The organism is Hominiventricola sp. (assembly GCF_057604405.1).
In genome coordinates, this window is sequence record NZ_DBLYVB010000001.1 from 188,994 (window position 1) to 205,112 (window position 16,119).

11 protein-coding genes are annotated in these 16,119 nt (G+C 46.3%); 3 read left to right on the forward strand and 8 right to left on the reverse strand.

The window, feature by feature from the left end:
* Positions 1-18: 18 nt before the first annotated feature.
* From ACZMB2_RS00905 to ACZMB2_RS00930, 6 genes are all read right to left on the reverse strand, one after another.
* Complete coding sequence (locus ACZMB2_RS00905; RefSeq protein WP_487595090.1) at positions 19-1,857, reverse strand: ATP-binding protein; 1,839 nt, start codon at positions 1,855-1,857, stop codon at positions 19-21.
* A gap of 21 nt (positions 1,858-1,878) precedes the next feature.
* The gene (locus tag ACZMB2_RS00910; RefSeq protein ID WP_487595091.1) at positions 1,879-2,397 is read right to left on the reverse strand and encodes a hypothetical protein; all 519 of its coding nucleotides are present in this window, start codon (positions 2,395-2,397) and stop codon (positions 1,879-1,881) included.
* Between the two features lie 11 nt (positions 2,398-2,408).
* A complete protein-coding gene (locus ACZMB2_RS00915; RefSeq protein WP_487595092.1) occupies positions 2,409-4,463 on the reverse strand; it encodes a hypothetical protein in 2,055 nt (684 codons plus the stop codon).
* A 3-nt stretch (positions 4,464-4,466) separates the two neighbouring features.
* Positions 4,467-6,599 carry an ATP-binding protein gene (locus tag ACZMB2_RS00920; protein ID WP_487595093.1) on the reverse strand — a complete coding sequence of 711 codons (2,133 nt, stop codon included), beginning with the start codon at positions 6,597-6,599 and terminating at the stop codon, positions 4,467-4,469.
* Positions 6,596-7,411: a hypothetical protein gene (locus ACZMB2_RS00925; RefSeq protein ID WP_487595094.1), complete on the reverse strand. Its 816-nt coding sequence runs from the start codon at positions 7,409-7,411 to the stop codon at positions 6,596-6,598. The genes ACZMB2_RS00920 and ACZMB2_RS00925 overlap by 4 nt, the downstream gene beginning before the upstream one ends.
* A 99-nt stretch (positions 7,412-7,510) precedes the next feature.
* Positions 7,511-9,919, reverse strand: a complete 2,409-nt coding sequence (locus ACZMB2_RS00930; RefSeq protein ID WP_487595095.1) for a LuxR C-terminal-related transcriptional regulator — start codon at positions 9,917-9,919, stop codon at positions 7,511-7,513.
* A gap of 178 nt (positions 9,920-10,097) precedes the next feature.
* On the opposite strand from ACZMB2_RS00930, the gene ACZMB2_RS00935 reads away from it, so the two are divergent.
* The 3 genes from ACZMB2_RS00935 to ACZMB2_RS00945 are packed head-to-tail and all read left to right on the forward strand — an operon-like array spanning position 10,098 to position 14,434.
* Positions 10,098-10,820 carry a LytR/AlgR family response regulator transcription factor gene (locus ACZMB2_RS00935; RefSeq protein ID WP_487595096.1) on the forward strand — a complete coding sequence of 241 codons (723 nt, stop codon included), beginning with the start codon at positions 10,098-10,100 and terminating at the stop codon, positions 10,818-10,820.
* Between the two features lie 33 nt (positions 10,821-10,853).
* Positions 10,854-12,542, forward strand: coding sequence for a hypothetical protein (locus ACZMB2_RS00940; RefSeq protein ID WP_487595097.1), 1,689 nt, complete (start codon positions 10,854-10,856; stop codon positions 12,540-12,542).
* Positions 12,539-14,434, forward strand: a complete 1,896-nt coding sequence (locus ACZMB2_RS00945) for an ATP-binding protein (RefSeq protein ID WP_487595098.1) — start codon at positions 12,539-12,541, stop codon at positions 14,432-14,434. Before ACZMB2_RS00940 ends, ACZMB2_RS00945 begins: the two co-directional genes overlap by 4 nt.
* A gap of 4 nt (positions 14,435-14,438) precedes the next feature.
* Here ACZMB2_RS00945 and ACZMB2_RS00950 read toward each other — a convergent pair whose 3' ends face one another.
* Positions 14,439-14,936, reverse strand: coding sequence for a methylated-DNA--[protein]-cysteine S-methyltransferase (locus tag ACZMB2_RS00950; protein ID WP_487595099.1), 498 nt, complete (start codon positions 14,934-14,936; stop codon positions 14,439-14,441).
* 2 nt (positions 14,937-14,938) lie between these two features.
* Positions 14,939-16,111 carry an AI-2E family transporter gene (locus tag ACZMB2_RS00955; RefSeq protein WP_487595290.1) on the reverse strand — a complete coding sequence of 391 codons (1,173 nt, stop codon included), beginning with the start codon at positions 16,109-16,111 and terminating at the stop codon, positions 14,939-14,941.
* Between the last annotated feature and the right edge of the window lie 8 nt (positions 16,112-16,119).

Genomic DNA, 16,119 nt, shown 5'->3' on the forward strand with positions numbered 1-16,119 from the left:
CCTCCGTCCCGTACTGCTCTATAGAAAGGCTTCCAGCAGCTCCCGCTGGGATGTGCTGAAATTTTTACCCTGTTTGCCATATTCATTTTCGATACCGCCCAGGAGATGCTTCATCCCCACCGGCACCCCTTCCGACGCTGCCAGCAATGCACCATGCAGTGCCGCATTTTTAATGGATGCACCGGACAGCTCAAAGGCCTGGGCCAGCATCAGCGCATCCACCTCTCCGGCTACCGGTGTATCTTTCGGGAAAATGCTCTCCCACAGTTCTTTCCTGAGTGCCGCATCCGGCATCGGGAAATGCACCATGTAGGAAATTCTTCTGCGGAACGCATCATCAAAATTCTGTAAAAGATTGGTCGCCAGAATCGATACGCCGCTATACTGCTCTATCCTCTGTAAGAGATACGCCGTCTCTGCGTTGGAATACCGGTCCTGGGCATCCGACACGTCGCTTCTCTTTGTGAAAATGGCATCCGCCTCGTCAAAGAGAAGAATGCAGTCGCATTTATCTGCTTCCTCGAAGATCCGTCCGATGTTTTTCTGGGTTTCCCCGATATATTTACTGATCAGTTGGGAGAGATCCACCCGGTAAAGGGGCATTCCCAGTTCATTTGCCATGACCTGCGCCGCCATGGTCTTTCCCGTTCCAGGTGCTCCGTAGAACAAAATGGAGATTCCGTTTCCATAGGAAAATTTCTGTCCGAATCCCCACTGCTCCAGCACCTGCTCCTTTGCGGAAATCATCCTGCAGATCTGCTGAAGCTTCTGATACTGCGCGGCCGGAAGCTTCAGTTCCGCAAAGCTTCTCGTTGCCGGAAGAAGCTGAAGTCTCGTGCCTGCTGCCGGAAGAAGCACCGTATTTTCAATGGTCATGCCGGATTCTGCTTCTGCCCGGATATTTTTCAGATACTGAAGATAGGTTCCTGTCGGAAGCTGTCTCCCTGCAATCTGGGCTTTCTTCATCGTCTCCGGGAGGGTATGCCAGATCTCTCCCAATACATCTTCCGCCATCTGTTCTTTTAACTGCCGGTCCGGACGTTCGGTACTCCTGGTCAGTACCGCTGCTTCTGTCCTCTCCGTCAAAGGCCGGTCCGCATCCCGGATCATCCCGAAAAAGGTAAAGCAGTCTGTCAGATCCTGCAGCAGCCCTTCTCTTTCTTCTTTTCCCATTCGGATACAGAAAAAGCTGTCATACAGTGCCGTACAGAGAATGCAGTCATTTAATTCCCGTCTTCCTCCCTGGAACCGGTCACCATCCATCAGCAAAAGCGTCATTCCTTCTTCCGCCGCCAACTGTTCCATCAGAAAAGTCCTTCCGCTTCCCTTTTCTCCTGTGAGACAAAAGATCAACGATCCTCCCCTTTTTTCTGCCAGCTGGAAGATCTTTTTTCCATCCTCCAGAATCGATTCTGTTCCATAAGAATGCTCTTCCCGCGGCAGCACCAGCTTCACGCCTGACGGCAGCTCCGGACTCTTTCCTTCAAGGAAGGAAAACATAACCTCCGCCAGTACGATCCGGCCATCCGCCGGTCGATACCATGTCGGAAGAGAAGCGGTATTTTCCGGCTCCTCCTCATAGATTTCCATATAAAGTTTCCGGAAGGTTTCCGCAGAGATGCTTCCCTCCACCGCACAAAGTCCCCAGGAAGCACATAAAAGCAGCTGCTCCATTTCTTCCATATTCAATCGACGGACCGCCTCGGTCCATGGAAAGAACGTTCCTGTGTCCTGCCCTTCCTGCATGATTTCACGTAAAACGGCCTGCAGCTGCTCTTTTTTATCAACTGCCTGTCCCTTTGCAAAATCTCTTCCTGCTTTTTTTAATCTGCGGCTCAGAATCTCTGCGTAATTCATATAGCTCTCCTTACAGTCCGGTTATTTTGTACACTCTTTCAACAGCATTTCCTTCATCAGGTCATATCCCATCCCCATCTCCAGAATGGTATCTGCTACGACTCCAGCATCAAAAGGTTCTCCGGATACCCCTGTCACGGTCGCCCGATACTGCACCAGCGGCTCCTGCCCTTCTTCTGCAGAACCATAAAAATAATGTCCCACACGACTTGTGCGATTCATAAAATTCACCATTTTTAAAATGCACTGTTCATCCGGATTTTCCAGTTTTACCCTGATCTGACTGTAAAAGATCAGATATCGGGCAAGACTTTTTCCTGTATCATCCAAATCCACCAGCATTCCACTGGCCAGATGAAGATCTTCACTTTCTATATCATCCAGGTCATCCGGCACTTCATCCACGCTGGGCAGACATACTAACAAAGTGGCATCCTCTGCTAACCTTCCGGGCGTCAGCACCTCTGCTGCCAGATCCAGCTCTTCCAATTCTTTTTTTAATTGCTCCAGATCTCGTATTTTCTTCCCGATCGTATCCATGCTTTCCTCCATCACTCCTGCCCAAATGAGGCTGCGATCTTCTTCCTCAGCTCCGCTTTACTTGGCGCATTGATCAATTCCGGCATATCTGCATCCAGTCCTCTTCTTAAGACATTGTGCAGCTGGCTTACATTTCTTCCCTGCCGGACAATGGTCTTAGGATTCACGGTATCAAGCTCCGGCTCATTCTTGAAGCCTCTGGTCTGCGTCCAGATATCCGAATTTCCCACCTCACTCATACGGTCTATCATCATAATTGCCATGTCATTTCTGGTAGTTTCTTTATTATCTGCAGTTCCTGCCAGTTTGCGTGCAATCCCATAAACCTGCGCCGCACCTCCCCGTGCCAGAGAATATCCTCCGTTGGCAACTCCGACTGTCGCTGCTGTTCCCAGCAATGCTGCACCTGCGACTGCCCCAGCTCCGGTCATACATGCGATTTCTCCGGTAAGTTTCGTTCCTGAACTAATCAATCCTACGGTTCCTTTTCCGATCTCTTCCAGCTGATGATATAAAGCTTTTCTCATTTTCTTATGAGATTTATCCAGCTCTCTATACTCTTCCATCAGTTCCAGTGCTTCCATCTGCCGAAGTTTTGATTTATTCTCTTTCATTTTGTTGGGTCGTACTCGTTCTCCCCGTTCTTCTTTTGCCCGGTCTTCCGCAATTTCATTTCGAAGTACTGCCATTCGCTCTCCTATTCCGTACTGGGCCTCCCGGTATCTGGAGTCATTTCTGGAGCGCATCTCATCACTTTTCACGATATGAATTTTGGACACGCCATCCTGATTTCCCAGAGCCACCTTCTGAAGCAGAGCTTTTCTTTTTTCGTTTACATCACCGGATCTGCTGCGATACCGTTCTTCCTGCAGTGTGTATGCTTCTGCTGCTGTTTCATCCTTCGTCGCAGCATTCTCATATTTTGCTTTCTTTTTCTGAATTCGGTCAAAAATCTGGTTGCGGTCTCTCCTCATCATCTCTATATGTACACTGGAATCAACCATATCTGTCAGATTCAGTATCAGGGCAAGTCCCCCCTGGGTTAAAGAAAGACAGCTTCCCAGAAGAGGCACCAGCGCGGTAAAAACAGAAAGGGTTCCATTGATATCTCCAAACACATCCACAAACTTATGGAAGATTCCTTTGATATTTTTCCATCTCTGCAGGGCATCCAGCTGAGATCCTTCTGTGGCATTGGCTGCTTTTATCCAGTTGGCTCCTGCTTTCACAAGACTGATTACATGCAGAACTCCGCTGATCAAACTTAATACATTCCCCACGATTCCGTTCGCATCTACAGAGTCTTCTTTATTCAGTCTTGTTTTATTATTTCCCCGTTTTATAAATTTTTCGGCCGTTTCAGCCGCTTCTCCATAATCCTTCTTATCTCCGGCAATTCCGCTGGAAGTGGCTGCCATTTCAGCAATCGCGCTAATGGTTCCATGCCAATCCTTCAGGCGCTCCTTTAAAAACTCTTTGAATGCAGTAAGAGAAAAAGCTTTTCCCAGTTTTTCCCTGGCAATGGATAATCTGTCTTTCTTGTCTGCTTCATAATCTGTACTTTCCGTTGAAGTTGCCGGATCCGCATGTCCGGTAAGATAATCTGCATCTGCATTGGCTCCGCCGTTTAATGTTTTGACCTTTTTAATCAGTGTCTCCAACGGAGTTCCCTTTTGTTTCAGGATGTTTTCTTTCTGTTCCTTAACTTTTGCATCTTTTCTGGCCTTATGATCAATGGCATCCTGCGCCCCATCCGCTTTGGAAAGAAACTCCTGTTCCAGGGCCTGATACTCCGCATCCCCCTGAAGATTCATTCCTCTTGCCATCCGCTGCATATTTTCAAACTGTCCTCTGGCATCATCCAGTTTTTCTCTGTCAAGGGCTCCGCCTGCGGATTCCGCATTTCTTGTCAGCTGCGTGACCTGATCCATAATCCGCTTTCTGTAATTTTGATTTGCCGACCGTTCCTTATCGGTGCGTGGAACAGGCGGTCTGTATTCCTGTTTGACAGGTGCTGCTGTTTTCTTTGATGGTTTTCCAAATAATTTTCTTAATAACCCCGGCATCTGCTATTCCTCCTGTTCTTCCATCAGATAATAATAAGGTCCAAAATCACTGGCGATCATCTGTTTCCCGGTCTTCGCAAGTTCCCGCTTTACTCCGGTCAGCACGTGCTTCATGGTTACCTTTTCCTTCTTTGCTGCCGCGAGAAAAGCGGCTGCGACTGCCACGTTCTTTATCTGGCTGCCTGAAAATTTGTATTCTTCTGCAAGGAATTCCACATCCAGCATTTCTCTCGGAACTTCTGCTGGAAATACATGCTCCCAGATTTTCCGACGTCTCGTAATATCCGTAAAGGGAAATTCAATGACATATTTAAATCTTCGTAAAAATGCACTGTCAAAATTTTGAAGAAGGTTCGTCGCAAGGATCATCACTCCTTCGTATTCCTCTATTTTCTGAAGCAGGTATGCCGTGCTGGCATTTGCATACTTATCATTGGAATCCCGCTGCTCCGTTCTTTTTCCGAATAAGGCATCTGCCTCATCAAAGAAGAGGATGCTCTGGCTCTTCGCTGCCTGTCTGAAAATATTTCCCAGTTTTTTCTCGGATTCCCCTATATATTTGGACATCACCCCTGCCATGTCTACCTTATACAGTTCCATTCCAAGGCGGTTTGCCATGACCTGAGCCGCCATGGTCTTGCCAGTTCCAGGAGGTCCGTAGAAGATCATGGATACGCCTCTTCCATAGGCAATCTTCTCTTCAAATTTCCATTGATGATAGACCTGATGATGACACATCACCTGGTCACAGGCATCCTGAAGCATCTTCTTCTGGAATGCCGGCAGCACCAGATCATCCCATTGGTATTGTGCCTGAATTCTGACTGCATCGTCTCCCAGGCTGTGTTCCAGCCGGTTTCTGCAGGCTTCCAGAATCCATTTTGCTTCCGCCTTTTTTCCTTCCATCTTCAGACGGTTTTCATATTCTTCGGCACTTATCACAATTGCTCCCGGAGTCAGCTGATATTTATCTGACAGGAACAAAAGATCAAACGCATCCGGTATCTGTTCTTCTCTCAGCACATGTTTCCACAGGATCAGCCGTTCCTCTGTAGTTGTCTTCGGTATTTCCATATAAATCGTCTGGCTTCTGTTGTCGTGCTGCTTTGTTGGATTTTTAAAAACAGATGTAAAAAATACAGGTTCTTCCCACTCACCCAGTTCCTGCAGCAGATGTTCGGAAATCTCATTGTCTTCCGGAAGATCAGCAAAGCACAAAATGGCATTTCCTCTTAAAACGGTCTCCCTTTTCAGCCTTTGAACCAGCCTGGATAACTCACAGAGGGTATCCGGCAGAGTATTTCCTCTCACAAGCAGTATTTCCCGTCCAAAGGTCTGACAAAATGCTGCGACCTGATATTTTTTCCCGGATCCCTGTTCTCCAAAAAGAAATATCCTTTTTTTCTGCCTGATGCTTCTGCTGATTCCGGTCTGTATTTCCTGCTGGATCCAAAGTTTTGGTTCCGGGTGGTATGTATAGTCTACATACATCTTAAGTTCGTCATCCAATGATCCATAATCCTGCAGGTAAACAAAAATTCTGTCATCCAGGTGAAGTCCTTTTTCCAGAAGTGATTCCCCTCTCTGGCCTGCTTCCGTCCCGGCAAACAGCCAGGAAAGCAGTTCTTTTCTTGACAGACATTTTCTTTTAATCTCTATGGTTTCCGCTTCTTCCAGAGCATACAGTCTGGCGCAGAAATGAATCGTTGGCCCCTTTTCCCCCTGATATTCGCACATTGCAGAGACAGCAAGCCCCGTCTCATGATCCATCTGTGATGCCCAGGCAAGAATGAGCAAAAAAGCTTCAAAGTCCGTAAGTCCGAATGCATGGATTACATATTCCATGGCGATGACGATTCCGTTTTCCCGCATGCTTTTCTTTCCGCATTCCCGGATACGGGACAATTCCTGAAGTGCTTCTTTCTTATGGTTCCAGAACTCCGGATGAGATTTTTGAAGCGTCCGGTTCAGTTCCTGATGAGACAGGATACTTCCGCCAATTCTTGGAAGCATATCGCCTTTTGTCTCCTCCTGGTAAAATTTCTCATATACCAGTAACAGTTTTCGGATACTTTCCAATAAAGCCAGCTGATATTCCAGTTCCTTTTGAAATCTGTAATCATCCATATTTTTCATCCATTCTCATCCCCCGGTTCTGTTTCTTCCGGTACTTCTCTTTCCGCTGTCTCCTGAAGTGTCTTTTTCTTTTCCCTGTAATAGGCTTCTATATCCTGTTTCTGAAAATCATATGCATAATTAAGTCTTCTTAAAAAATGCTTCTGTGCAGTCTCTTTTCTCGTCAGAATGGATTCCGTCAGGTTTTCCATCGTCAAATTTTCCACTGCTTCTCTTCGAAGCCCTCTCACCTCTTCTGATTTCTCCTGGTTCTCCCGGATTGCTTCCTGTATTTCTTTTCTGCGCTTTCGTATCTGGGTCAGCTCTTCTGTTTCCTCCGACTTCATAAAAAACGGCATCGTCTTCTGTATGGCTTCCATATTATTTCTTCCCAGATAAGTCTGAATGGAATATCTGGTCCATGGCTTATTCTCTTTTTTCTCGATCAGGACAGATGCCATCTCCCATCGTTTGGAAACATAAGCCCTGTTTTCATTATTGCCTTTCAGAAGAGATTTTTGCTGATATTCTTTCATCTCTCTCTGATAGCGGCTTGCCACGGTATCATAACGGGAGGTTTTCAGATTTGCAAACAGGAATACCCGTTCCCGATTCGGGTTATAGCCCATCTGCAGCGTGCCGAACATATTATCCTGTTTCAGCAGACGATCGCAGCCAAACAGATGTCCAGCCATCTGACTCTCATAATAGCCTTCTATTTTTGTATGTTTTGCGAAATATTCTATCTGCACATGGCTTGCCGCTGTCAGACGGTCTGACACTTCCCGAAAATGTTCTTTTTTCTTCTGCTGTAAGTCTCTTTCTGCTTTCATTCCGTCTACCTCCGGCCACACGCAGTCTATTGTAAGATACATTTTGACAGAAAAAGACAGGAACCGCACTGCCCGAACGGGTAGTCCTGGTTCCTGTCTCTATAAAAGCCGATATTCTTTAATCATGTTGACCGCCTGGCTGCGGTTCTTCGCTCCCAGTTTCTGATAAATATTTTTCAGGTGATATTTGACGGTATTTTCTGAAACACAGAGCTGGGCAGCGATCTCTGCATTCTTCTCTCCCAAAGCCAGCAGATGAAGCACATCTTTTTCATAACTGGTAAACTGATCAAGCCTCATGGTCTCCCGCTGCCTTAAATATCCCGGATAGATCAGCATCTGCGCCCTGCAGGCGCTCATAACTTCCCGGATATACGGATCTTTCTTCCATTCGTCCCTCCGGTCTGTCAGTGCAGACAATAGCTCATAGACCGCCTCTCCTTCATCGGCAAATACCCGGATGAACCTGGTCTTACGTCCCAGCTCCAGTGCCTCTGTCAGTTTTTCCTGCCAGCAGGACTGTTCTTCCCGATAATCAATAATGGCTTCCAGCATGCGGACCTGAATCTCCAGATAATACATCTGATAATTGACAGCAAATTCCAGCAGAGAACGAAGCAGAAGACGCGCCGCCATATAGCTTTCCTGCCAGATATAGATTTTTGTTTTCATGAGATACGAATAATACATGGGACTCTGGAATCTGCCGCTGTCATCCGGAGCTTTATTTTTCATCCATGTGAGAATTTGTTCTTTATTATTTTTCAGAAGATGATACTGGATTCTGTGGGCATCGAAACTGGTATTCCAGAATTCATCCTCTTCTGCCTCTTCCTCCAGACGGTAAAGCACGAAAGCATCCGCCCCCTGAGCCTGATTCCTGGCTATCATAAGATCTGCCATTTTCAGACTGCACAGCTTCTGAAACCTGCTGTTCTGCTGTTTTCTCGCTTCATAAAAAGCTTCTGACAAGAGGTTTCCGGCTTCTTCCAGACGGTTATATTCGTAACAGACTTCTGCCCGGAAGAACCGTTCCAGCACATAATACCCGGGACCGACTACCGGTCCCATGTTTTGTGGAAATACATCTTTCTCTGAAAATGCCCCTCCTTTTTCCAGAAAGCGGCAGAAGTCTTTGTTTCCATGCAGGATAGAAATCTGTTCCGGCAAAAAATTACCCTGATACTCTCCTCTTCCTAAGATCTCCATGCCTCCCGGAAGGGACATCACCTGCCGCAGCTTCTCTGCTGTCACACCACCTGGCCTTACCTGCTCCAGACAGAACAATGCCTGACTGATCCGGATCTGTTCTTTCCCCGATGTCTGTTCCAGCATCCGATACAACTGCTGCTCATAGAGCCGGCTCTCCTCTACATTTCCGCGGATCGCCTCCTGCACAGATCTGGCCATCAGAAGTTCCGGGCAGCTTTTTAAGTACAGTTCCGGAATTCTCAGGCAGGCATCTTCCAATTTTAAAAACACCTCACAGGAAAGTTTTCCCCGGAAAATGTTTCCAAGCAGAACCACCATATGTTCCCAGTCATTTAAAAGGTCTGCGAAACGAAGTGCCGAGAAGCAGTCATTCTTCTGCTCATAGTATTCCATGGATCTCCGATACAGATCGGTTAACATCTCCTGATCCATATATTTCTGTACGCACCGTTTCAGAAATTTTCCAAACAGTATCGAAAACTCCCATCGCCCCACACCGGTCGGAATGAGAATACTTCCCTTTTTTAAAAGTCTCTGTATAAACGCTTTGCTTTCTTTTACGGATAAATCTGCCAGACTCCAGATCAGTTCTTCGGTCAGTTCTTCGAAAAAAATCAGTCTGACAAGAATATTCTGATCTTCCACCAGTAATGTACGGAAAAAATAGAGATCAATCCAGCTGTAGACATCTTCCAGACACTGTTCTTTCACCACCCTGCAATAACCTTTTTTTGAACTGCTCAGAGGATTTTCCAGCATATAGAGACATAATGGCATATTTCGAAAATCTTTCTCTATCCGAAATGAATCTTCTTCACTCAGATAAATTCCCTTTTTCCCGAAATACCGACGCACTTCTTCCCTGTTTGGTTTCATTTCCCTGATTCCATAGGTAATGAGCCGTCCGGCTACACGGAATGGAAGTAATTCTTCCGCAATCGGCGCTGAAGACGCAATCACATATTTTTCGCCGTGGCTGCTTTTTCCGATCCTTTTCCACAGGTGCTCCCGGTCACTTTCCTCCGGCAGAATTTCATTCAGATCTGTAATGATAAAAATCTGTCCATCCTCTTCTGGAAGAGATTGAAGCTGTTCTGCTGCATGACCTTCTTCCAGCATCTGTATGGAAAACTCCGGATGATGTTCCGCAAAACCCATGAGAAAAGTATGTTTTCCCCACCCGATGGGAGCCTGCAGCAAGATCAAATCATAACGCATCAGGTCATTGCAGAGCCTTTCATCAAGCTCCCGGTTATCAATATGGACTTCTTTTTTATAAGTTGTCCCTGCTGCCATCTGCCAAACCCATCCTTTGTATCATTCTATAATTTCACTATACGCAGTTCTTCTTTCCGCTTCAACCAAGGTTCGGCAAACGGTAATTTATGTTCCTCAAACGGCAAATATATTTCCTTCTGGATATGACAAAAAAGATGTGCTATACTGGAAAATAATGATATAAAAGAGGTCTGTTATGATAAAAATCTCTCTTGTGGATGATGATCCGTCAGACCGGAGCTTCCTCCATTCTCTTGTGTCCCACTCTTTTGAGAAAACCGGCATTGACGTCGAGATCAGCGAGTTTGAAAGTGCAGAAGACTTTCTCTCTGTCTTTGAACCGGAAATTTTCGATCTCTGTTTTCTCGATATTTATATGAAAAAAATGAATGGAATGGACGCTGCCAGACAAATCCGGGAGCTGGATCCGGAGTTGGCCATTGTTTTCCTGACCAGCAGTGCAGACTATGTCTATGAAGGCTATGAAGTGCAGGCTCTGCGTTACCTGACCAAACCACCGGTTCCTGAAAAAGTTCACGCGGTTATCGACCAGTTTCTCGCACAGACGGTACTGAAGAACCGACGTCTGGCTGTCTCTTCCGGCAAACAGAACTATGAAGTTCCCTATGGAAAAATTCTCTATATTATGTCGGTGGGCAATAATATTGAACTCCATCTGAAAGACACCTGTATCCGCCTGTCCGCAAGACACACTTTTACAAAGACCATAGAACCACTGCTCCAGGATTTCCGGTTCATCTCATGTACCCGCGGCGTGGTCGTCAATCTGGCTCATGTAAAAGCACTGGAAAAAGATCGTTTTCTTATGGATAATGGGGCACCGATTCCCATCAGCCGAAGACAGTATGCAGCTGTCAATGACGCTTATATTGATTTTCAATTTGAGCATATGCTCTGATCTGTACAACTATTGTGAAGGAGGGATTATGACATGAAAAAATTGCTGTTGCTTCCAGTCTGTGTACTGGTTTTATGTATGACAGTTCCTGCTTCTTTCGTATTTGCTGAAGAAGAGCTTTCTTCTGAGGTTTCCTGTGGAGGAATCATTACCGCTATTCAGAGACAAGGATTACTCTCTTCTATTCCGCCTCTGGTATTTTACAGTAATGAAGATTCTTCCACCCTTGATGCCTGCGTGCAGGAATATAGACAGATGCTGGCATCTGTAGTCGCTACCGTCGATGAAAACGGTACCTCTGCCGAAATGCCACTGACGGTTTGCTGGTCAGGTCCTGATGTGGATCTGTCTTCTCCGGGACTTTATCAAATGACCGGTGACATTCTGGCTCCGGATGGATATACCTTCGCAGAAGGAGTCATTACCCAGATTATTGTTCCGTTTCAGATCAAATCTGCAGATGAGGTTTATCCGATCACTCTGATTGCCAATCAGAATCTCTGCGATGGCGGTATCATGCTTGCACTGAATGATATCGAAAGCTGGAATGAGGCCATAGACAATCTCCATTACATGGCTACGACTATGTATGGTCTTACAGAAGATGAACAGCCTGCTTATCTGGAAGTCGTCTCTATTGATGATACGCTTGTGGATCTCTCCGTTCCCGGAGAATATGAGATTATCATCACACTGGCAGTATCGGAAGAAAACACGGTATCTTTCAGCCTCCCGGAACATCTTCAGAAAATCCGCGTACCGGTAAAAATCTCTGATCCGGATGCTTTTGAACTGTGGATTACCCAATATGATAACGACTCCTTTTCTTTTGATTATTTAAAAAAACTGGATTCCTCTTTTAAGCTCTATACATTGGAAAGTGAGACAGAACTGTCTCCGGACGAATTGCCCACTGCAGACTGGTCAGTCGACACCAATGGATCTCTGAACGTTGACGCCCACTGCATGTCTGTCCTCAGACGGAATCTTACTGTGGGACATTACTATTATTATCAGATCCGTTCCGATTCCTGCAGTTCCACAATTGTGATGCTGCAGGATAACGGTGAAAAATTCTCCTATGCCAGTATCGGAGGAAACCGGGACGGAAGTTCTGACAATCCCGGAGCAGATGATGTAATTCAGCCGGCGCCCACTGCTCCTGCTGAGACACCTTCACAGCCGGAAAAGCCATCGCAACCGGAAACGCCAGCACAGCCGGAAACAACTGCACCCATGGAATCTTTTACAGAAGACAGTGATACCATCTACGGTACCCGTCTTGACCTGTCCCGAAAAAACCATGGTGGAAGCGCCTCTTTTTCCAAACACGACATTCAGGCCACCCTTTCTTCTGATACCCTCGACAGTCTGGATATTGGAGCTTCTGATTCTCTGACTGTGGAAATCAAACAGGAAACACCATCCTCCGTGACTATTTCCGTATCAAAAAACGGCGAAACGGTCGCAGAGATTCCGGACACCAGAATCACTGCCCCTGTCAACGGCAAGCTTTATTCCTTTACCGTGCAGGAGACCGGTACTTATGAACTGCCCGAACGGGAAGTCGACAGTGAAAGCACCATCCATACTTCCGAGCTGCCGCCATCTGACCCTTCCGGCGGTCTCTTCAACGGAAATGGACTCCCCTTTTATCTGGGTCTTTCCGCGCTGTCTCTTGGCGGTAGTTTTCTGATTCTCAGACGGAGGATCTTCCGATGACACGTAAACAAATCATTTCAGGGATCTGCCTGATGCTTGCAGTTATTCTGATTGCATCAGGCAGTTATCTGTTCTTGTATCATTTCAATAATAAATATACCCGTCCGTCCCTGCAGCCTGCCAACGGACTGTTTATATTGTCTGAAGAAGACCTTGCTGCCCAGCCTCTTACATTTCTGACCTCCGGCTGGGCATACTATCCTGATGTGCTTCTTACCCCCGCAGATTTTGACAACCAGACATCAAACCATTATATGATCTATACGGAAATAGGACAATATTCCCATTTTGACCTGATGGGAAATGATCAGCTTCCTCATGGAAGTGCCACTTATGCCCTGTGGCTTTCTCTGCCCCCTGGAACAGTCTGCGCCTTGGAATTGCCGGAAATCTTCAGTTCCTGCAATATCTATATAGATGACCACCTCATCTTCCGGACCGGCAACCCGGATCCGTCTGCCTATAAAGCAAGAACTCAGGAGCATTTTCTGACTTTTACTTCCACCGGAAATACCCGGATTCTGCTATCCGTCAGTGATTATTCCCACTACTACAGCGGACTTACTTATCCGCCTGCCTTCGGAACCCCGGAAGCAGTCTCCCGGTATCAAAATCTGCGTCTTGGCATCTGCATGGCTGCGGATGCGCTGGCGCTGCTCATTGCCCTTTTGGCATTCTATCTGGGTTTCCGTATGCATTATAAAAATGCACTCTGCTTCGGAGGACTCTGCCTTGCCATGGTAGGATTTACATCCTATCCGCTGATTCATACTTTTTTTGAATTACCTGTATTTCCTCTGTATGCCATGGAACTCTTCTGCGGCTATCTGATTCCGTTTTTCGTGCTTCTGCTTCACAACCAGATCTGCGAAACTGACCGCCGCCCGTCAATGATCAGCCAGTACCTTGCACTTTTCTTCTGCCTGCTGTCCTTTGGCTACAGTGCCTGTGCGCCTATGCTCACCACCGGACTCATGCAGGTATTTTCCGGTCTGGTCTTCACCTACAAAGTCTTTCTGGTCCTGTGGCTTCTTATAACCGCATCCCTGGCTTTCAAACGGCAGACCCCGGAATCTGTACCTTTATTCTACGGAGACCTTTTCTATGCTACTTCCTTTTTCTGGGATCTGCTGCTTCCGAAATTTGAGCCTGTCTATGGCGGATGGTTCTCCGAATGGGGTACCTCCCTCCTGCTGCTGATGATCCTTTATACATTGTGGAATGATCTGGTGAAGGCATATTCTTTCCGGCTCACCTTCTCTGAAGAACAGCGACAGCTGACCCGGCAGATTGCGATCCAGAAAACCCACTATCAGGACTTATCCGACCGCATCGAGGAAACGGTGCGCATCCGACATGATTTTCGCCATCATATGCAGCTTTTAAATACATTGGTAGAAGAGGGAGAATATGAGAAATTAAAAGACTATCTGAAAGATTATCGAATTGCTTCTAATACGGACAACCGTACCGTCCTCTGTCGGAATCTGATCATCGATGCGATTTTGCAGTATTACAATACCCGCTGTCAGCAAAATCACATTGATCTGTCTGTCCATGCAGAGCTTCCCGCGGAACTGCCCTACTCAGATACAGATCTTTCCATCCTGTTTGGCAACCTTCTCGAAAATGCCTTTGAAGCCTGCACTTCTCAAATAAACGGTCGGAAATATATCCGCCTTCAGGCGGGATGGCAGCGTGAAAAACTCTGTCTGCGGGTAGAGAACAGCCATTCCAATCAGATCCATACCCACAAAGGCCGATACCTCTCCACCAAACATGATGGTGATGGCATCGGCACCCAGTCCGTCCGCGCTCTGACAGAACGCCTGAACGGACAGATCAAATTCGATGTGACCGACAACACCTTCCGGGTGTCAGTTATTTTATGATTCATCACAAAACTGTACGTTCCAGTTCCAGCAATGCAGCCTTTTTATCAATTCCGCCCGCATAGCCTGTCAGACTGCCATTGGCTCCTATTACCCGATGGCAGGGAATGATAATAGAAATTGCATTATGCCCTACTGCGCCGCCTACTGCCTGGGCAGACATATGTGAAACTTGCTGTCTTTTGGCCATCTCCCGGGCAATCTCTCCATAAGTCATGGTCTTGCCATAGGGAATCTGTAACAGAATCTGCCACACCGCCTGTTGGAAGGCGGATCCAGCCGGATGAAGGGGCGGAGTGAATGCAGGTTCCTCGCCGGAAAAATATATATTCAGCCAATGTCTTGTCTCTGCAAGAACCGGTGTTTCCTTTAATAGCTGTTCTTCCGGAAGGGTTCTGGCAAAATATTTCTGCCCCTCAAACCACAGTCCTGTAAGGCCAGTATCATCAGCCGCCAGTAAGAGATTGCCTAATGGAGAATGATATGTGCCTGTATATGCCATCTTTACATTTCCTCTATTTCAGTTTTTGTCACCCGTTTAATATGTCGTTCTTTCAGACGCAGATATACGAATTCCCGAAAAATCGTATAGAGCACTGACAACAGCGGAATGAAAACAAGCATTCCCACAATCCCCATAAGGTTTCCGCCGATGGTAACTGCCGCCAGCACCCAGATTGATGGAAGCCCTACAGATTCGCCAACCACATGGGGATAGATCAGATTTCCTTCAATCTGCTGCAGCACCAGAAATACGATTATAAATAAGATTGCCTGTTTCGGGCTTACCATGAAGATCAAAAAACTTCCCACTGCACAGCCGATGAATGCCCCGAAAATGGGAACCAATGCCGTAAACGCAATTAAAACGCCTATTAAAAGTGCATATGGCATTCTCAAAATACTTAATGTAACACAAAACATACATCCGAGAATGATGGCTTCCAGACACTGACCCGTAAGAAAATTCGCAAATGTCCGATAAGTCAGAGAACAGATTCGAAGAAAAACCTCTGCTTTTTCTTTTGGAAGGAAAGCAAAAAACACTTTTCTGATCTGTATGTGCAGCTTTTCTTTCTGAAAAAGAATATAGCAGGAAAAAGAGAAAGCAATGAAAAAGGTTGCTACTCCGCTGACGATAGAGCCCACGGCCGACACTGTCGTATTCATCATATTTCCTGCGCCATTTCCAAGAAAGCTGATCCCCCACTTGATCGCCTGGTCAGGATGAAACTGTACCTGATCTACCAGCTTCATAATCTCCTGGTTATTGTGGGAAAATTCCCGAATCCAGCTTTGCATCTGCGGAATAAAATCAGAAATGCTCATGACCAGAGTTCCCATTGTCCTTGTAAGCTGCGGAATCACCCCGAACATCACCAGTGCAATCACACCAATCCCCAATACGATTGTAAGGAGCAGGCTTATCGGTCTTGCCAGTTTTCCAACTGCTTTATTTTCTTTTTTTACCTTCGTAAAAATTTTCTTTTCCAAAAAGCTCATTGGCACATTGGTTACAAATGCGATCACCCCACCAAGCACAAAGGGAAATAGAATCCTCCATATTTCCTTTAACACATCGAGCATCACATCAAACTTCCACAAGGCAGCCACAAGAAACGCTGTAAAGACAATGAGTTCCCGGATTTTTTTGACAGATATTTTGCTTGGATCCACTAACATTC

What these genes read in the sequence shown, in the direction of transcription:
- ACZMB2_RS00905 (WP_487595090.1), bottom strand. Translation starts at nt 1,857, where the DNA reads ATGAATTACGCAGAGATTCTGAGCCGCAGATTAAAAAAAGCAGGAAGA.
- ACZMB2_RS00910 (WP_487595091.1), bottom strand. Translation starts at nt 2,397, where the DNA reads ATGGATACGATCGGGAAGAAAATACGAGATCTGGAGCAATTAAAAAAA.
- ACZMB2_RS00915 (WP_487595092.1), bottom strand. Translation starts at nt 4,463, where the DNA reads ATGCCGGGGTTATTAAGAAAATTATTTGGAAAACCATCAAAGAAAACA.
- ACZMB2_RS00920 (WP_487595093.1), bottom strand. Translation starts at nt 6,599, where the DNA reads ATGAAAAATATGGATGATTACAGATTTCAAAAGGAACTGGAATATCAG.
- ACZMB2_RS00925 (WP_487595094.1), bottom strand. Translation starts at nt 7,411, where the DNA reads ATGAAAGCAGAAAGAGACTTACAGCAGAAGAAAAAAGAACATTTTCGG.
- ACZMB2_RS00930 (WP_487595095.1), bottom strand. Translation starts at nt 9,919, where the DNA reads ATGGCAGCAGGGACAACTTATAAAAAAGAAGTCCATATTGATAACCGG.
- ACZMB2_RS00935 (WP_487595096.1), top strand. Translation starts at nt 10,098, where the DNA reads ATGATAAAAATCTCTCTTGTGGATGATGATCCGTCAGACCGGAGCTTC.
- ACZMB2_RS00940 (WP_487595097.1), top strand. Translation starts at nt 10,854, where the DNA reads ATGAAAAAATTGCTGTTGCTTCCAGTCTGTGTACTGGTTTTATGTATG.
- ACZMB2_RS00945 (WP_487595098.1), top strand. Translation starts at nt 12,539, where the DNA reads ATGACACGTAAACAAATCATTTCAGGGATCTGCCTGATGCTTGCAGTT.
- ACZMB2_RS00950 (WP_487595099.1), bottom strand. Translation starts at nt 14,936, where the DNA reads ATGGCATATACAGGCACATATCATTCTCCATTAGGCAATCTCTTACTG.